The organism is Pseudomonas sp. NPDC089734 (assembly GCF_044748865.1).
Taxonomy (GTDB): domain Bacteria; phylum Pseudomonadota; class Gammaproteobacteria; order Pseudomonadales; family Pseudomonadaceae; genus Aquipseudomonas.
On sequence record NZ_JBIVGV010000005.1, the window covers coordinates 40,196 to 56,900 of the forward strand.

The window sequence follows — 16,705 nt, forward strand, 5'->3', positions numbered from 1 at the left end:
CTGAGCATGAATAAATCCACCTCCCTCATCCAGCCCGTGACGCGGAGCCGCTGGCTGCGTGTGCCGCGCATGCCGCTGACATCGGCCCTGGCGCTGGTCTGTCTGGTCGCCATTGTTGCGATGGCCGTGTTTGCTCCCTGGCTGGCCAACCATGATCCGGTAGCGCTGGCCCCGGCCAATCGCCTGAAACCACCGAGTGCCGAGTTCTGGCTGGGCACCGATGCCTATGGGCGCGACCTGTATTCCCGAATCGTCCATGGCGCGAGGATTTCGCTGATCGTGGGCCTGGGTGTGACGGTCTTGAGCATTCTCATCGGTCTGCCGCTGGGGCTGCTGGCCGGTTATTTCCGTACGCTGGACGCTGTGCTGATGCGCATCATGGATGGCCTGATGGCGATTCCGGGCGTTCTGCTGGCGATTGCCATTGTCTCTCTGAGCAAGGCCGGGCTGGTCACGGTCATGATCGCAATCATGGTGCCGGAGATTCCCCAGGTGGTGCGTCTGGTGCGGTCGCGGGTGTTGTCGTCTCGCGAGGAGCCTTATGTCGAGGCCGCCCAACTGATGGGCACGTCCCCCTTGAGCATCATGCTGCGACACCTGATGCCCAATACCCTGGCACCGCTTATTGTCCAGGGCACCTATATCTGCGCCTCGGCGATTCTCACCGAATCCATCCTGTCATTTCTGGGCGCGGGTATCGGCACCGAAATCCCGACATGGGGCAACATCATTTCCGAAGGGCGCGTCTACTTCCAGCTCAAGCCCTCGCTGGTGCTCTGGGCCGGGCTGGCACTGTCGCTGTGCATTCTGTCGATCAATCTGCTGGGTGACTGGGTGCGGGATGCCCTGGACCCGCGCATGAAAAAGAGGGGCGCAGCATGAGCGATTCCCGAGACATTGTTCTGGACGTCGATAACCTGAGCATCGCGACCGACGACGGCAAACCTATCCTGCAAGACATTTCATTCCACATCCGGGCGGGGGAAACCCTGTGTCTGGTGGGGGAGAGCGGTTCGGGCAAGTCTGTCACGTCGCTGGCGACCCTTGGCCTGCTGCCCAGGGACGCCCTGAAGGTTTCGGCCGGGCGTATCGCGCTGGAGGGGGAGGACGTACTGGCGGTGAGCAATCACCGTCTCAAGTCCTTGCGTGGAAGCCGCATGGCCATGATTTTCCAGGAGCCGATGACGGCCCTCAATCCGGTCCTGAGCGTCGGGCGTCAGATCGATGAAGTCTTGCAGACGCACACCGACCTGAATGCCGGTCAGCGCCGGGCCAGGGTCTTGCAGGCTCTCGATGATGTTCATCTGCCGGATATCGAGCGCATTCACGATGCCTATCCTCACCAGCTTTCCGGTGGTCAGCGTCAGCGGATCATGATTGCCATGGCGCTGGTGCTGGAACCTCGTTTGCTGATCGCCGATGAGCCGACCACGGCGCTGGATGTCACGACCCAGCAACAGATTCTCAAGCTGATTCGCGAGTTGCAGCAACGGCACGGTACTGCCGTGCTGTTCATCACCCACGATATGGGTGTGGTGGTGGATATCGCGGACCGGGTCTGCGTGATGCGCCAGGGGCGGGTGGTCGAGTCCGGTACGGTCGATGAAGTGCTGTCCCGTCCGCAAGAGGATTACACACGTCTGTTACTGGCCGCCGTGCCAGCACTCAAGCCACGTCCGTCACGTGACGAAATCAGCCCGCAAGTGGTACTGGACGTCAGCGAACTGGGCAAGACCTACCCGGCGGCAGGCGGTGCCTTGAGCTGGTTCGGCAAGAAGCGCGAAGGCACCCGTGCGGTCCATGATGTGTCGTTCACCCTCAAGCGGGGGCGGACGCTGGGGATTGTGGGCGAAAGCGGTTCGGGCAAGTCCACGGTTGCCCGCTGCGTGATGCGTTTGCTGGAACCGGGACAGGGCTGTATCCGGGTGACCGGCAAGGATATTTCCGAGCTGTCGACGGCGGGCCTCAAGCCGCATCGCAAGCGTATCCAGATGATCTTCCAGGACCCCAATCGCTCCCTCAATCCGCGAATCAGCATTGGCCGCAGTCTGGTGGAAGGGCCGATGAATCATGGTGTGCCCTTTGATCGGGCCTGGGAGCAGGGCGTGCGCCTGCTGGAACTGGTAGGTCTGCCTGCCGATGCCATTGAGCGCTATCCCCACCAGTTTTCCGGCGGGCAGCGGCAGCGTATTGCCATCGCCCGGGCCCTGGCCATGGAACCGGATGTGATCGTGGCAGACGAGGCGGTGTCGGCACTGGATGTTTCAGTGCAGGCGCAGGTGCTGGCGCTGCTCGATGATATTCAGGAGCGTCTGGGCGTTGCCATTCTGTTCATCACCCATGACCTGCGGGTCGCGGCGCAATTGTGTGACGACGTGCTGGTGATGCAGCACGGTCAGGTCGTGGAGTATGGGCCGGCAGCCGAGGTGCTGGTCAGCCCTCGCCAGGCTTATACCCGTCAGTTGATGGACGCCGTGCCGGGCAAGGTCTGGGATTTCGCGACAGGACAGAGGATTCAAGGATGAGGCCGGATTTGCTGTTTCGCCGGGTCACGGTGGTCGATGGTACAGGGGCCGAGCCCTATGTGGCCGATGTTGCGACGCGCGATGAGCGCATTGTGGCGATCGGTGATCTGACCGGGTACGAGGCCGGGCGTGTGATCGAAGGTGAGGGGCGTTGTCTGATGCCCGGTTTCATCGATGTTCATACCCATGACGACACTCAAGTGATCCGCACCCCGGACATGCTGGCCAAGCTGTCTCAGGGTGTTACCACGGTGATCGTCGGCAACTGTGGCATCAGTGCTTCACCGGTGACGCTGCCGGGCACGCCACCGGACCCGATGAACCTGCTCGGTCCGCGTGAGGCCTTCGTCTACCCGACCTTCGAGGCCTATGTGGAGGCGGTGGAACAGGCGCGGCCCAGCGTCAATGTGGCGGCCCTGATCGGTCATACCGCGTTGCGTGCCAATGTCATGTCCAGCTTCGATCGCCCGGCCCGGGACGATGAGGTCCAGGCCATGTGCCTGGCGCTTCAGGAGGCCTTGAAGGCTGGTGCCATCGGGTTGAGTACCGGCCTGGCCTACACCAATGCAAAACAGGCCCCCATCGAGGAGGTCCAGCCGCTGGTGGATATCGTCGGCGAGCATGGTGCGCTGTACACCACCCACATGCGCGACGAACACGATGGCTTGCTGACGTCGTTGCAGGAGTCCTTCAGCACGGCACGGAACGCGGGGGCCGACCTGGTGATTTCTCATCTCAAGTGTGCCGGCGCGGGCAATTGGGGGCGGGCGCCGCTGGCACTGGCAGCCCTTGAACAGGCTGCACAGTCGCAGCCCTGCAACTGCGACTGCTACCCCTACGCAGCCAGCTCCACGACCCTGGATGCCTGGCGGGTCAATGAGCAGATGGAAATCTACATCACCTGGTCTGACCCGCATCCGGAAATGGCGAAGCAGACCCTCAAGGACATCGCGGCACAGTGGGGCGTGTCCCAACTGGAAGCCACGGCCCGCCTGCGTCCGGCTGGCGCGATCTACCACATGATGGAGGAGAGCGATGTGCGCCGGATACTGGCCCATCCATTATCGATGGTGGGGTCCGACGGCCTGCCCAGCGATCCCAATCCTCATCCGCGTCTGTGGGGCACCTTTCCCCGAGTGCTGGCCCATTATTGCCGGGACCTGAAGCTCTTCGACCTGGCCGAGGCGGTGCGCAAGATGACCGGCCTGTCGGCAGGGCGTTTTCGCTTGCAGGATCGAGGCGTGCTGCGTGAAGGAGCATTTGCCGACCTGACACTGGTGGACATGGCCCGCATCGAGGATGTGGCGACCTACAGCGATCCGTGTCGTCAGGCACCGGGTATCGATCTGGTGGTGGTCAACGGGGCGGTGGCGTATGAAAACGGCGTGGTGCGGGAGCGGCAGGGGCGGCTGTTGAAGCGCCAGCCTGCCGCGGTCGCGCTTTAAACGGCGGCGGTGAGCATGATCTCGACCAGAACATCGGGAGACGCCAGATCGGCCTGGGTCGTTGCCCGGGCCGGGGCGGCACCTTCGGGCAGCCACTGGCTCCAGACTTCATTCATGGCGGCGAAATCCGCGTTGATGTCCTTGAGCCAGATCTGTGCGCTGAGCAGACGGGATTTGTTGCTGCCTGCTTCGGCCAGCAATGCGTCGATCTTGGCCAGTACCTGGCGGGTCTGCCCGGCGCAGTCCTGGCTGCGGTCATCGGGCACCTGGCCAGACAGCCAGGCGACGCCGCCGTGGACAACGGCACCCGCCAGACGCGGGTTGACCGAAATGCGTTTAATGCTCATGGGGACTCCTGATGGGCTTTGCTGAAAACATGACCCTAACCAGAAGCGGCCTTTGAAACCAATACCGTTTTGATGGGCAGTCTTAACTTCAGGCTAATCGGATGATTTGGCTTCAACCGTTATTCTTTCACCCGACAGGAGAACCAAGGTGCATGTAGTCGTGATCGGAGCAGGCGTGGTGGGCCTGAGCAGTGCCTGGTACCTGGCCCGGCAAGGCATGCAGGTGACCCTGGTCGACCGGCATGCAGAGGTCGCCCGGGAAACCAGTTTCGCCAATGGCGGCCAGTTGAGTTACAGCTATGTCGCGCCGTTGGCCGACCCGTCGGTGATCGGCAAGCTGCCGCAGTGGTTATTGCGCAGTGATTCACCCTTGCGTTTCAGGCCGCGTCTGGACCCGGCGCAATGGCGCTGGTGCCTGTCCTTCCTGCGCGCCTGCAATGGCAGTCAGGTCAAACGCACCATAGGCGAAATGCTCGGCCTGTCGTTCCTCAGCCGTGACCTGCTCGATGACCTGCTGGCCGAGCATCCTCTGGAGTTCGGTTTGCAGCGTACTGGCAAACTGGTGGTCTACCGCGACGCCGATGCCTTGGCGAACGCTGGTCCGATGGTCGAGTGGCAGCGAGAGCTGGGTGCCGAACAGCAGGTGCTCGACCGTCAGGCCTGCCTGGAACTGGAGCCGGCCTTGCAGGACGTCGCCAGCCAGTTGAGCGGAGGCATTTATACCCCCGGTGAAGCCACGGCCGATTGCCGACAGTTCTGTGAAGGGCTGCTGGGATTGCTCAGGCAGATGCCCAACGTTTCGATTCGCCTGGAGACCGATGTTCAGGCGCTGGTGGAGCGCAACCGGCGCGTTGTGGCGGTCAAGACGGCGCAGGGGGAACTGGAAGGAGATGCTTTCGTGATTGCCGCCGGCATGCACAGTGTTTCCCTGCTCAAGCCGTTGGGTATTGCGTTGCCGCTGTATGGCCTGCGTGGTTACAGCCTCCATGTGCCGCTGGGACCGAATGATATCAAGCCGGTATTGAGCGTTACCGATGCGGGGCGCAAGGTGGTTTACGCCCCGATGGGGCAGCATTTGCGGATTGCCGCCATGGTCGATATGGGCGTGGATCGGGCCGAGGTCGATCCGGCGCGAATCCGTCTGCTCAAGCAGCAGGTGGCTGAAACCTTCCCGAATCTGGACCTGAGTGCGGCGCAGATCTGGGCGGGGGTTCGTCCCAGTACCGCCAACAGCAAGCCGATCATTGGCCGCGCAGGGCACTTCGATAACCTGTGGCTGAATGTCGGCCAGGGCGCTCTGGGGTTCACCCTGGCCCTGGGCAGCGGCCAGTTGCTGGCTTCGCAACTGGCCGGTGCTCCGCCCTCCATTGCGCCCTGGCCTTTTGCACCGGCCTGAGCTGCCGGGCTTCAGGGGCCCGACAGCCTTGAGGGGCTGTCGGGACCGGGTCACATCGCCCCGATATCCGGTTTGCGCACGCTGGAGCCGCCATGGATCGGTGGATGAGTGACGATATGGGTCAGGTCCACCGACGAATCCATCAGTTTTTGCAGGTCCGGGCGGGGGCGTGACAGGCGAACGTCGCCTGTCGTTGCCTGTTCGATGGCCTGGGCGCAGGCCATCAGATGAGCGTCTTCCCGGAAGCCGCCAATCATTTGCAGGCCGAAGGGCATGCCTTTGTGATCCAGGCCACAGGGGATCGAGACGGCGGGGTTGGTGGTCAGCGTGATGGTGTAGCACAGCGCCAGCCAGCGATAGTAATTGTCCAGCGGCACGCCATTGACTTCACGCAGGTACAACTCGGTCCAGGGGAACGGCGATATCGGCGTGGTGGGCGCAAGGATCAGGTCATAACGCTCGAACTGCTGTTGGAAGCGGCGGAAGATACGGCTCTGTTCGCCATGGGCCTTGACGCAGTCCTGCAACGACATGGCCGCGCCCATTTCATAGTTGGCGCGGGTATTGGGGCCAAGGGCATCGGGATCGCGCTCATGGGCCTCCTGAAGACCGGCCACGAAGGCTTCGGCACGCAGGACATCGAAGGTGCGGTGGGCGCTTTCCAGGTTGAGGTCGATGGCTTCACAGGATTTGAACAGAGGCTTGAGGGCAGCGATCTTTTGCCGGAACACGGCCCGGATATCATCATCCACGGCGCAACTGCCGAAATCTTCGCTGTAGCCGACGCGCAACTGGCTCAGGTCGATGGCGCGAGGCGCGAACTCATCGCTGGCCACGGCGTAGCTCAGTGGGTCGGATTGCCCGAGGCCTGCCGTGGCACGCAATTGCAGCAGGGTATCGGCCACTGTTCGCCCCATGGGACCAACCACGGAAATCGGTGTCCAGCCCAGTTTCTTGCGCTCGCTGGGCACCAGCCCCGGCGAAGGGCGCAGACCGACGATGCCGCACAAGGCAGCGGGGATGCGCAATGAACCGCCGGTATCGGAACCGCTGCACAGCGGCACCATGTCCACGGCCAGTGCGGCCGCGGAGCCGCCCGATGAACCGCCGGCGTTCAGGTTCGGATCAAACGGATTGCCGGTAGCGCCCCAGACCACGTTACGGGTGTTGGCACCGGCGCCCATTTCCGGGACATTGGTCTTGCCGACCATGATTGCTCCGGCGCTGCGCAGGCGGGCCACGAAAAGGTTGTCACGGCTGGGCACGTTGTCGCGAAACAGCGACGAGCCGTAGGTGGTCAGCACGTCGGCGGTTTCTTCCAGGTCCTTGATGCCGATGGGCAGGCCATGCAGCAGCCCCAGCGGCTGGCCTTGCATGACGGCTTGTTCGGCCTGTACCGCCTCTTTGCGGGCTCGCTCGAAGCAGGTGGCGGTAAAGGCGTTGATCTTCGGGTTGAGGGCTTCGATGCGCTGAATGCAGGCGTCCAGCAATTCCACGGGGGACAGCTGTTTGCTGCCGATCAGGGCACGCAGTTCGGTGGCGGGCTTGCTGAGCAGTTCTGACAGGGACATAGGGGCAGTCCTTCAATGTATTGGGCATTTTCGTTCGTTCTGTAGGAGCGAATTCATTCGCGATAGGCCCGTGAAGCGAAAGAAAATCTGTCGCCTTCAATGACGTCTCGCGAATGAGCGGATCGCCGCCCGATTCGCTCCTGCATGTGGATTCATCCGCGAACAGCCAGCTCCAGAATGGTCGCGACCAGCGCCTGGCCTCTGGGCACCAGGGTGGCCAGTTCCAGGTATTCACGATCCGTATGCACCTTGCCACCCACTGGCCCGAGGCCACAGAGGGTCGGGATGCCCAGGCTGGCAGTGAATCCCGAGTCGGCGCAGCCGCCGGTGAATTCGCCTTCAACGCTGAAACCCAGTTCTGTGGCCTGCTTCTGATAGATCCGCAGCAGGTCGGCGCTGTGTCGGGCCTCCATGGGCAGGAAGGTGGTCGCTTCCAGCAGACGCGCCGACGTACCGGGCAGTTCCTCTTCGGCGACGATGGCCTGGATGGCGCTGAGAATTTCCTCCCATTGCCGCAGTTCCACAAAGCGTACATCGAGCTTTGCCGTGGCACTCGGGGCGACGGTGTTGCTGGAGGTGCCGCCCGAGATCAGGCCGATATTGGTGGTGATGCCTGCCGCGTAATCGGTCAGGGCATGCAGCTTGATGATCTTGTGGGCCAGGGCCTGAATGGCACTGGCTCCGTCGGCGTGATTGACGCCCGAATGGGCGGCGCGTCCGCTGACTTCGATGATCAGCGTGGCGCCTCCCTTGCGGGCGCTGACCACATTGCCGCTGGCGCGCCCCGGCTCGGGGTTGAGCACGGCCTGTGCGGCGCGGGCATGGCGTTCGATATGCACGCGGGCGCTGCCGGAGCCGATTTCCTCGTCGCCGGTGTAGAGAATCTGCACCGGGAACGGCAACGGCGGCAGGCGTTTGAGTGCCTTGAGGGCGAAGCAGTTGAGCACCAGCCCGCCTTTCATGTCCGCCACGCCGGGGCCGTAGGCCAGTTCCTTGTCACGGGAGTAGCCACGGGTCGTGGTGGTGCCTTTGGGGAAGACCGTGTCTCGGTGCCCCAGCAACAGGACCGGCTTGCCCGGCCCTCCGGGCAGTTCGGCCAGCATGACATCGCCAAAGCCTTCGATGGCGATGCGTTCGACGCTGATGCCGTCGGCCTGCAATTCGGCGGCCAGCAGGTCACCGACCGCATCCACGCCGGCCTTGTCGTAGCTGTTGGAGTCCGTGTCGACGATGCGTTGCAGCAGAGACTCCATCGCATCGTACTGGCCGGCGAGCCATTGGGTGGCCTGCTGTTGAGCCTCGTTCATCGGGCGTTCTCCAGGGCCTGATGTTCGCGGGTCAGGCGTGCGGCGTCATTGCCCAGATCCCAGAACAGGCCGGCCATGATTTGCAGGCTTTCCTTGACCACGGGTGCCAGCAAGTGTTCGTTGGGGGCATGCTGCGAGCACGCCGGGTAGGAGTGCGGTACCCAGACCGTGGGCAGGCCGAGCACTTCGGCAAACACGTCGTTGGGCAACGAGCCACCGAGGTTAGGCAGCAAGGCCGGTTTCTTGCCGGTGGTGCTGGCCAGGGACGCCATGGCCCATTCGACCCAGGGACTTTTCGGCGACAGGCGAGTGGCGTGCATGACGTCGATCCGGCTTTGTCTGACCTCGACATTGCTGAACCCCTGTGCGTCCAGGTGGGCGCGCACGGCCGGAATGAAGGTGGTGTAGTCGCTGTCCACCACAAAGCGCATATGGCAATGGGCGATGGCCTTGCCGGGGATGGCGTGAACCGGTGCTTCCGGGTTACCGGTCTTGAAAGCCAGCACGTCCAGGGTATTCCAGCCGAACACCTTTTCGCTCAGGGACAGGCCTGGCTCGCCCCAGTTCGGGTCGATGTCCGGGTCGCCAGGGCCGCCACCGACTTCGATGTCGGCCAGTGCCGCCCGGACGTTTTCCGGAATGGCCTTGGGCATGAGCCCCGGGACTTTCACGCGGCCCTTTTCATCGACCATGCTGGCGATGGCGTTGGCCAGAATGATTCCAGGGTTGGCCAGCAGCCCGCCCCAGTTGCCGGAGTGATGCGCGCCTTCACGCAGGTTGACCGTCAGCTCGAAGTTGAACACGCCCCGGGAGCCGAGAAACAGCGTTGGACGCGAGGCGGCCAGGCGCGGGCCGTCGGACGCAATGAAAATGTCCGCTGCAAGCGCTTCGCGGTGAGCTTCGCAGAAGGCGCTCAGGCCGGGGGAGCCATCCTCTTCGCCCATTTCCAGCAGCAGCTTCACGTTGAAACCCAGTTTTCCGTTGCGGGCCTTGAGGGTCTGTTCCAGTGCCGTCAGGTTGATCAGGTGCTGACCCTTGTTGTCCGCCGTGCCACGGCCGTACCAGCGATCGCCGCGTTCGACGACCTGCCAGGGCGACAGCCCTTCGTGCCATTGCGCATCGTAGCCGCGCACCACATCGCCGTGCCCATAGCTGAGCAGGGTCGGCAGGGCCGGGTCTTCGATGCGGGTCGCGATCATCAGCGGGCCACGCTCGGCCACCGGGTTTTCATGAATGCTGACCGTGAAGCCCAGGCGTTCCACATGCGGGGTGATGAACTCGTTCAGGTAACGGTAGAGTTCCGGCAGGCTCGTGGCTTCCTGGCTCTGGGTCGGGTAGGCGACGCTGCTTTCAAGCAGGGCGAAAAAGGCGCCGTTGTCGAATTGTTCACAGACGTTTTCGATAGCGTTCGAGCGACTACTCATGAGGCAACGAGCTCCAGTGTTTGAGGGGTGCCGCGAAGATGGCAGCGCACGGTTCCGCCATTGACGGACGTGTTGGCCGGGTATTGGCTCTTGCAGGTGGCGGCGCAGTCGGGGCAGCGCGGGTGAAATGCGCAACCGGTCGGGGGCGACACGGGATTCGGGAAGGTGCCGTGCAGGGCCAGGTCAGGAATGCCCAGATGCGGATCGGGGGTCAGGACCGAGTCCAGCAAGGCCTGGGTATAAGGATGGCCGGGTTCGGAAAACAGTGATTCACGGCTGCGCTCTTCGACGATCCGGCCCAGGTACATCACGGCAACGCGATCGGCCAGGTGCTCGATCACTGCCAGGTTATGGCTGATCAGCAGGTAGGTCAGGCCGAACTCGCGCTTGAGGTCCTGCAACAGATTGAGAATCTGTGCCTGCACCGACACGTCCAGTGCCGAGGTCGGTTCGTCGCAGATCAACACATCCGGACGCATCACCAGCGCACGGGCGATGGCCACCCGCTGACGCTGGCCGCCGGAAAGCTGGTTGGGGTAGCTGTCCACCACGCGCTTGGGCAGGCCCACCACATCGAGCATTTCTTCGGTGCGCTTGCGGCGTTCGGCAGGCGTACCGATGTCATGCACAATCATGGGCAAGGTGACGATTTCCCGCAGCGTCTTGCGCGGGTTGAGGGACGAATAGGGGTCCTGGAAGATCGGCTGGATACGTCGCGCCATTTCCTTGCGGTCAGTGGCGGCCAGGTGCTTGCCGTTGACCAGCACATCGCCGCTGCTCGGCGGCAGCAGCCCCAGCAGCATTTTCGCCAGGGTGCTCTTGCCACAGCCGGACTCACCGACCAGACCCAGGGTTTCGCCGCGCATCAGGCGCAGGGATACGCCGTCCACGGCTTTCAGGGTGGCCGAAGGTTTGAAGAAACCGCGATTGATCTTGAACTCACGGCGGATATCACAGAGTTCCAGAGCGATATCTTTTTTCATGACAATGCCCCTTCACGGTGAAACACGGGTTCGGCTCCCGGTGCGGCAAACAGGCAACGGGCCATGTGCTCGTCGTTCTGCACGGGAGGGACGTGGCTGGCGCAGTCGGCCATGGCCTGGGAGCAGCGGTTGCGGAATGCGCAGCCCTGTTGCTCGCCCACCAGGCTCGGCACCAGCCCTGGAATCGACCCCAGTGCCTGGCCCGGTTGCGTACGGCCCGGAATCGGAATACTGGCCAGCAGGCCACGGGTGTAAGGGTGTTGCGGGTTCTCGAATAACTGCACGGCCGGTGCGGTTTCGACGATCTGTCCCGCATACATCACGGCGACGCGGTCGGCGATGCGGGCCACCAGGCCCAGGTCATGGGTGATGAAGATCACGGCCATGCCGAACTCTTTCTGGATGTCACGGATCAGGCGCAGGATCTGCGCCTGGATCGTTACGTCCAGTGCCGTGGTCGGTTCGTCGGCGATGATCACATCGGGTTCGCACATCAATGCCATTGCGATGATGACCCGCTGACGCAGGCCGCCGGACAGTTGATGCGGGTATTGGCGCAGGCGTTCGCCGGCATTGCTGATGCCGACCTTTTCCAGCATTTGCGCGGCACGCAGCATGGCGTCCTTGCGTGACACCTTGCGGTGACGCAGCAGAACTTCGCACAGCTGATCGCCAATGCTGTAGGCCGGGTTCAGCGAGGTCATCGGCTCCTGGAAAATCATGGCCAGGCGGTTGCCGCGCAGGTCGCACATCTGCTTTTCGCTTCGGGTCAGCATATCGATGCCGTCCAGGCTGAGCCGGGTTGCCGTGCGTTTGGCCTTGCGTGGCAGCAGGTCCATGAGGGCCAGCGACGTGAGGGATTTGCCACAGCCCGATTCGCCGACAATGCACAGCATTTCGCCGCGTTCGACATGAAAATCCAGGCCGCGAACGGCATGCAGGGTTTGCTCGCCCAGGGGGATATCGACGCGCAGGTTTTCAACATGCAAGAGAGCCATGTCCGGATATCCTCTGTCAGTTGCGCCCATCGGGCAGGATCAGGTCACGCAGGCCGTCACCGACCAGGTTGATACCCAGTACCAGCACCATCAGTGCGACGCCGGGAATGGCGATGACCCACGGGGAAAAGAACATGTAGGGTTTGCCTTCGGCGATCATCAGGCCCCAGGACGGAATCGGCGGTTGTACGCCAACGCCCAGGAACGAAAGCGCCGACTCCAGCAGAATGGCGTGGGCCATTTCCAGGGTGGCGACCACGATCAGTGCGCCGACCAGATTGGGCAGGATTTCGCTGGCCAGGATGCGAAAGGTCGAGCAGCCCAGGGCCTGGGCCGAAGCGACGTATTCAGCATCGCGGATCTGTTGCACGGCGGCACGGACGACCACGGCGAAGCGGTCCCACAACAGGCAGCCAAGCAGCACGATCACGACTTTCAGCGAGCCGCCCATCAAGGACGCTGAGGCCAGCGCGACCATGACCACGGGCATGGCCAGGCGGGTGGTGATCAGGTAACTGATCACGGCATCGACCTTGCCGCCGAAATAGCCGGCCAGCAGACCCATGACGGTGCCGATCAGGCCTGAAATCAGGGCCGCCGAAAAACCGATGAACAATGAGATGCGAGCGCCGTAGAGCAGACGGGACAGGTAATCCCGGCCCAGCTTGTCGGTGCCCAGAATGTAGTCCCAGGAGCCGTTGGCCATCCAGACCGGCGGTTTCATGCGCAGCATGACGTCCTGGGCATAAGGATCATAAGGCGCGAGCCAGGGTGCGAACAGTGCGCCGAACAGAATGATCAGCAGCAGCGCCATGCCAATCGCAAAGCCCCGATGACGCAGGCTGTTGCGCAGGCTGCGCAGAATACTTCTGGCCGGTGGCTGGTAATCGTTGATGACCAGAGCGGATGAGGTTGTCGTGCTCATGGGGCCTCCTATTTCACGCGGATGCGCGGGTCGAGCAGTGCGTTGAGCACGTCGGCCAGCAGGGTGAGGACGATGTAGATCACGGCAATCAGCAACACCACGGCCTGAACGACGGGGAAGTCGTCACGGGCGATGGCGTCCCAGGCCAGTTGACCGATGCCTTGCAGGGAAAACACCGTTTCGATGACCACCGAACCGCCGAGCATGAAGCCGAATTCCACGGCTGCCAGTGCAACCACCGGGATCAGGGCATTGCGCAGCGCATGCTTGAACAGCACGGTCGAAGGGCGCAGCCCCTTGGCGCGTGCGGTGCGGATGTAGTCGGAGTTGAGTACATCGAGCATGCCGGCACGGGTCAGGCGCATGATGGCGGGGGTGGCGTAGTAGCCCAGGGCAATGGCCGGCATCACGAAGTGTGCCCAGGTCGCGTTGCCGGAAACCGGTAGCCATTTCAACGTCACCGAGAACACCACGATCAGCATCAGGGCGAACCAGAAACTCGGCATGGCCTGACCCAGCACCGCAATGCTCAGTGCCAGACGATCGACCCAGGTATCACGCTTGACGGCCGCCAGCACGCCCAGCGGAATGGCGATCAACAGGGCGATACCCAGTGCCATGGCCCCCAGGCCCAGGGTGATGGACAGGCGTGAGGCGATCAGGTCGTAGACCGACTCCTGAAAGAAGAACGAATTGCCCAGGTCCAGGTGCAGCAGGTCGCCCAGCCAGTCGAAATATTGTGTAACCAGCGGCTTGTTGAGGCCGTATTGCACACGGATCTGTTCGATCTGTTCGCTGGTGGCTTCAGGTCCGCCAATGGCGGTGGCCAGGTCGCCGGAAAGGTGCAAAAGGGAAAAGCTGATCACCGACACGGTAATCGCGACGCACAAGGCGATACCCAGGCGACGCATGAGAAATCCGAACATGGCAAGTGACCTTGTATCCATGGGATGACATTGATGAGTTCGGAGCCGTAGAGCGTCGTCGAGCAACGACGCTCTACGGTCGATATCACCGATTCACGTCAGGTGGCGCTTACTTCCAGCTCGACAGGACAAAGCGTGGCAACTCGTCCGGATAGGGCTTGAAGTTCAGGTCCGAGACGTACGCATAGTTCATCGAGTAGTTGAACAGCGGTGCCCAGTACGCCTGCTCGCTGATGCGTTGCAGGGCCAGGCGGTAGTTGTCCTTGCGCACCTGAGGGTCCAGGGCGTTGTCGGCGGTCTGCAGCCAGCCCTGGACTTGCGGGTCCTTGATGTTGTCGTCCGGGTTGCCCTTGAACCAGGTGCCCGCCGAGGCGGAGGTGTCGAGGATCGAGAACGAGCCCCAGGCCTGGAACGACATCGGCACCTTGCCGCCGCGCTGCTGGTCACGCAGTGCCGCGTATTTCAGGAAGCGAAGCTTGGCGTTGATGCCCACGGCACGCAGGTTGCCGATGATGGCTTCGACATAGTCACGGTCGCGGTAGGCGAAGATTTCAGTCTCGAAACCATTGGGGTAGCCCGCTTCCGCCAGCAGTGCCTTGGCCTTGGCCGGGTCATAGTTGTAGACCGTTGCCGCGCTGGTGTCGCAACCGAACTGAGCCGGGTAGCAGGCCACCTGCAACGGTTTGCTTTCGCCACCGACCAGTTGCGAGGCCAGGCCTTCGCGGTTGATCGCATGGTTGATCGCCTGGCGCACCTTGAGGTTCTTCATGGGCGAGTCGGCGGTGGAAGTGCCACGGGCATCGAGGATCAGGAAGCCGATACGCATGGTCGCGCCGCTGGTCACGACCAGGCTTTGCATGCCTTTGAGGCTCTGGGCCTGATCCGGTGCCACGCGCCATACCCAGTCGACACCGCCGGTCATCAGCTCGGCGAGGCGGGTTTCGGAGTCGGCAATCACCTTGAACTGGATATGACCGATCTTCGGCTGACCCTGTGGGCTGCCCTGGAAGTAATCCGGGTTCTTGTCCATGTTCACGCCCACGCCGCTGGTAATGGACACGACCTTATAAGGGCCGGTCCCCACAGGCTTGCGACTGAACTCGGCCATGCCGACTTTCTCGAAGTAGTTCTTCGGGAACATCGGGACTGCGTTGGACAGGTATTCCAGTGCTGGCGGGAAGGGCTTCTTCAGGTGCAGACGGACGCTGTAGTCGCCCAGTTTCTCGGCGCTCTTGATCCAGTCGACGTTCTGTACCGTGACGACCTTGGAGTCGGGAGACACCACATAGTTGAGGGTGAACACCACATCGTCAGCCGTGAAAGCATCGCCGTTGTGGAATTTCACGCCCTGGCGCAATTCGAAATCGATGGTGGTGTCATCGACCTGTTTCCAGCTGGTGGCCAGCATGGGTTCCAGCTGACCGCTGTCAGGGTTGCGATAGACCAGGTTGTCCCAGATGAGCCGGCCGAGGATGACGCCTTCGCGCAGGTCGTTGTGATAGGGGCTGATGTTTTCAGGTTCGCTGTCGGAAGCGTAAACCAGTGTGTCGTCGGCTTTGCCGGCAAAGGCGGAAAAGCTGCTGAACAAGCCAAGCAGCGCAATGCTGCGAGCGAAACCCTTGATGCCCATATGCCGTCGTCTCCAAAAGGCGAAGTGGTTGTATCAAAGGGCAGTGGATCGCAAATGCGATAAAGGAAAGAGGGGGTGAATCAGGCAATGGTTTTATTAGGCCTCGACACGACTCTAGGCAAAGCGTATCAATGCCACAAGCACAATCTTTCGATACTTGCCTTGCCGAAAAGGCAATGCTGGAGGCGGACATGCAGCTCTATGGTGTGCAATCCACGGCTTTACGCTATTTCCTGGAGGTTTCACGGTGCGGGTCGATCAGCGAGGCGTCGCTGCGGCTGAATGTCGCGGCTTCGGCGGTGAGCCGACAGATCGCCAAGCTGGAAAGGGAGCTGGACGCGGTGCTCTTCGAGCGGCGTGCCCGAGGCATGGTCTTGAGCGAGGCGGGTATACGTCTGGCGGCCTATGCTCGCAAATCCCAGCTGGAAGCCGAGCAGGTGGTACTGGAAATCACCGAACTGCACGGCCTGCAACGCGGGCATGTGCGCATTGCCTGCTCCGAAGGCTTTGCCCTGGAGTTTCTGCCCAAGGCCATCGCTCTTTTTCGACAGACCTATGAAGGCATCCACTTTTCCCTGGAGGTCTGTGCGCCTGCCCAGGTCACGGAAAAGGTCCGCTCCGGCGATGCCGACCTGGGCCTGACGTTCAGCCTGGCCCCCGAGAAGGAAATCAAGGTCGAGTACGTTCATTCCGGTGCCATTTGCGCAGTCGTGAGCATCAACCATCCACTGGCCGAGTGCGAGGAGGTATCGCTCGCGGAGCTTCAGCCCTATGTCATCGCCTTGACCAATACCGACACGACGCTGCGCCAGTTGTTCGATATCTGCTGCGGGGTACAGGGCTTGCTGTTCGACCCGGTGCTGACCAGCAATTACATCGGTGCACTGTTGCGTTTTGTCCGGGAGGAGGGGGGCATCAGCCTGGCCAGTGAAATGACCCTGGACAAACGTCTGCAAGGCAAGGAACTCAAGGCCTTGCCCATTCGCGATGAAGGCATGAAGGCCCGGAGTATCGAGCTGCAAAGCATGGCCGGACGCAATCTGCCGGCGGCGGTCAGTGCGTTTCGGGACTTTCTGATCGAAGAACTGGCAAAGACCTGAGACCCAATACCCAACTGGTTCTGTCTGATTTCTTGTTGCTAATGTTATATTGTATCAATATTGGTCGACCTGAAGCGTCGCCCATGATGCTTACAACATGCCTCGCTCCCGTGACGAGGCTGGACAAC

The 16,705-nt window shown here is 62.1% G+C and carries 14 protein-coding genes; 5 read left to right on the top strand and 9 right to left on the bottom strand.

Annotated elements, in window-relative coordinates; all coding sequences use genetic code 11:
- The first annotated feature begins 6 nt into the window (after positions 1–6).
- From ACIPY9_RS08220 to ACIPY9_RS08230, 3 genes are read left to right on the top strand one after another with little or no spacing between them, the layout of a single operon-like run.
- Positions 7–882 carry an ABC transporter permease gene (locus tag ACIPY9_RS08220; protein WP_400699199.1) on the top strand — a complete coding sequence of 292 codons (876 nt, stop codon included), beginning with the start codon at positions 7–9 and terminating at the stop codon, positions 880–882.
- The gene (locus ACIPY9_RS08225) at positions 879–2,525 is read left to right on the top strand and encodes an ABC transporter ATP-binding protein (protein ID WP_400699201.1); all 1,647 of its coding nucleotides are present in this window, start codon (positions 879–881) and stop codon (positions 2,523–2,525) included. Before ACIPY9_RS08220 ends, ACIPY9_RS08225 begins: the two co-directional genes overlap by 4 nt.
- A complete protein-coding gene (locus ACIPY9_RS08230; RefSeq protein ID WP_400699204.1) occupies positions 2,522–3,970 on the top strand; it encodes an amidohydrolase family protein in 1,449 nt (482 codons plus the stop codon). The genes ACIPY9_RS08225 and ACIPY9_RS08230 overlap by 4 nt, the downstream gene beginning before the upstream one ends.
- Here ACIPY9_RS08230 and ACIPY9_RS08235 read toward each other — a convergent pair.
- Positions 3,967–4,317 carry a RidA family protein gene (locus ACIPY9_RS08235; protein WP_400699207.1) on the bottom strand — a complete coding sequence of 117 codons (351 nt, stop codon included), beginning with the start codon at positions 4,315–4,317 and terminating at the stop codon, positions 3,967–3,969. The two genes, ACIPY9_RS08230 and ACIPY9_RS08235, sit on opposite strands and share 4 nt — an antisense overlap.
- A 148-nt stretch (positions 4,318–4,465) precedes the next feature.
- On the opposite strand from ACIPY9_RS08235, the gene ACIPY9_RS08240 reads away from it, so the two are divergent.
- On the top strand, positions 4,466–5,713 hold the full coding sequence (locus ACIPY9_RS08240) for a D-amino acid dehydrogenase (RefSeq protein ID WP_400699210.1): 1,248 nt from the start codon (positions 4,466–4,468) through the stop codon (positions 5,711–5,713).
- Positions 5,714–5,763: 50 nt separating this feature from the next.
- Here the strand turns inward: ACIPY9_RS08240 and ACIPY9_RS08245 are convergent, their stop codons facing one another.
- The 8 genes from ACIPY9_RS08245 to ACIPY9_RS08280 all read right to left on the bottom strand — a co-directional run bounded on the left by ACIPY9_RS08245 (position 5,764) and on the right by ACIPY9_RS08280 (position 15,477).
- Positions 5,764–7,284 (bottom strand): amidase, encoded by a 1,521-nt coding sequence (locus ACIPY9_RS08245; protein WP_400699213.1) that lies wholly within the window; start codon positions 7,282–7,284, stop codon positions 5,764–5,766.
- Between the two features lie 152 nt (positions 7,285–7,436).
- Positions 7,437–8,591, bottom strand: a complete 1,155-nt coding sequence (locus tag ACIPY9_RS08250; protein WP_400699216.1) for a M20 family metallopeptidase — start codon at positions 8,589–8,591, stop codon at positions 7,437–7,439.
- On the bottom strand, positions 8,588–10,015 hold the full coding sequence (locus ACIPY9_RS08255) for a M20 family metallopeptidase (protein ID WP_400699219.1): 1,428 nt from the start codon (positions 10,013–10,015) through the stop codon (positions 8,588–8,590). The genes ACIPY9_RS08250 and ACIPY9_RS08255 overlap by 4 nt, the downstream gene beginning before the upstream one ends.
- Positions 10,012–10,998: an ABC transporter ATP-binding protein gene (locus ACIPY9_RS08260; RefSeq protein ID WP_400699222.1), complete on the bottom strand. Its 987-nt coding sequence runs from the start codon at positions 10,996–10,998 to the stop codon at positions 10,012–10,014. The genes ACIPY9_RS08255 and ACIPY9_RS08260 overlap by 4 nt, the downstream gene beginning before the upstream one ends.
- The gene (locus tag ACIPY9_RS08265) at positions 10,995–11,996 is read right to left on the bottom strand and encodes an ABC transporter ATP-binding protein (RefSeq protein WP_400699225.1); all 1,002 of its coding nucleotides are present in this window, start codon (positions 11,994–11,996) and stop codon (positions 10,995–10,997) included. The genes ACIPY9_RS08260 and ACIPY9_RS08265 overlap by 4 nt, the downstream gene beginning before the upstream one ends.
- A gap of 16 nt (positions 11,997–12,012) precedes the next feature.
- Positions 12,013–12,921, bottom strand: a complete 909-nt coding sequence (locus ACIPY9_RS08270; protein WP_400699228.1) for an ABC transporter permease — start codon at positions 12,919–12,921, stop codon at positions 12,013–12,015.
- Positions 12,922–12,929: 8 nt separating this feature from the next.
- Entirely contained in the window at positions 12,930–13,847 is a 918-nt protein-coding gene (locus ACIPY9_RS08275) for an ABC transporter permease (RefSeq protein WP_400699231.1), read from the bottom strand.
- Between the two features lie 109 nt (positions 13,848–13,956).
- Positions 13,957–15,477, bottom strand: coding sequence for an ABC transporter substrate-binding protein (locus ACIPY9_RS08280; protein ID WP_400699234.1), 1,521 nt, complete (start codon positions 15,475–15,477; stop codon positions 13,957–13,959).
- A gap of 191 nt (positions 15,478–15,668) precedes the next feature.
- Here ACIPY9_RS08280 and ACIPY9_RS08285 point away from each other — a divergent pair, with 191 nt between their 5' ends.
- On the top strand, positions 15,669–16,577 hold the full coding sequence (locus ACIPY9_RS08285; protein WP_400699237.1) for a LysR substrate-binding domain-containing protein: 909 nt from the start codon (positions 15,669–15,671) through the stop codon (positions 16,575–16,577).
- Positions 16,578–16,705 lie beyond the last annotated feature (128 nt).

Excerpts from the sequence above, each read along its gene's own strand:
- ACIPY9_RS08220 (WP_400699199.1), top strand. The coding sequence starts at position 7 with ATGAATAAATCCACCTCCCTCATCCAGCCCGTGACGCGGAGCCGCTGG.
- ACIPY9_RS08225 (WP_400699201.1), top strand. The coding sequence starts at position 879 with ATGAGCGATTCCCGAGACATTGTTCTGGACGTCGATAACCTGAGCATC.
- ACIPY9_RS08230 (WP_400699204.1), top strand. The coding sequence starts at position 2,522 with ATGAGGCCGGATTTGCTGTTTCGCCGGGTCACGGTGGTCGATGGTACA.
- ACIPY9_RS08235 (WP_400699207.1), bottom strand. The coding sequence starts at position 4,317 with ATGAGCATTAAACGCATTTCGGTCAACCCGCGTCTGGCGGGTGCCGTT.
- ACIPY9_RS08245 (WP_400699213.1), bottom strand. The coding sequence starts at position 7,284 with ATGTCCCTGTCAGAACTGCTCAGCAAGCCCGCCACCGAACTGCGTGCC.
- ACIPY9_RS08250 (WP_400699216.1), bottom strand. The coding sequence starts at position 8,591 with ATGAACGAGGCTCAACAGCAGGCCACCCAATGGCTCGCCGGCCAGTAC.
- ACIPY9_RS08255 (WP_400699219.1), bottom strand. The coding sequence starts at position 10,015 with ATGAGTAGTCGCTCGAACGCTATCGAAAACGTCTGTGAACAATTCGAC.
- ACIPY9_RS08260 (WP_400699222.1), bottom strand. The coding sequence starts at position 10,998 with ATGAAAAAAGATATCGCTCTGGAACTCTGTGATATCCGCCGTGAGTTC.
- ACIPY9_RS08265 (WP_400699225.1), bottom strand. The coding sequence starts at position 11,996 with ATGGCTCTCTTGCATGTTGAAAACCTGCGCGTCGATATCCCCCTGGGC.
- ACIPY9_RS08270 (WP_400699228.1), bottom strand. The coding sequence starts at position 12,921 with ATGAGCACGACAACCTCATCCGCTCTGGTCATCAACGATTACCAGCCA.
- ACIPY9_RS08275 (WP_400699231.1), bottom strand. The coding sequence starts at position 13,847 with ATGTTCGGATTTCTCATGCGTCGCCTGGGTATCGCCTTGTGCGTCGCG.
- ACIPY9_RS08280 (WP_400699234.1), bottom strand. The coding sequence starts at position 15,477 with ATGGGCATCAAGGGTTTCGCTCGCAGCATTGCGCTGCTTGGCTTGTTC.
- ACIPY9_RS08285 (WP_400699237.1), top strand. The coding sequence starts at position 15,669 with ATGCAGCTCTATGGTGTGCAATCCACGGCTTTACGCTATTTCCTGGAG.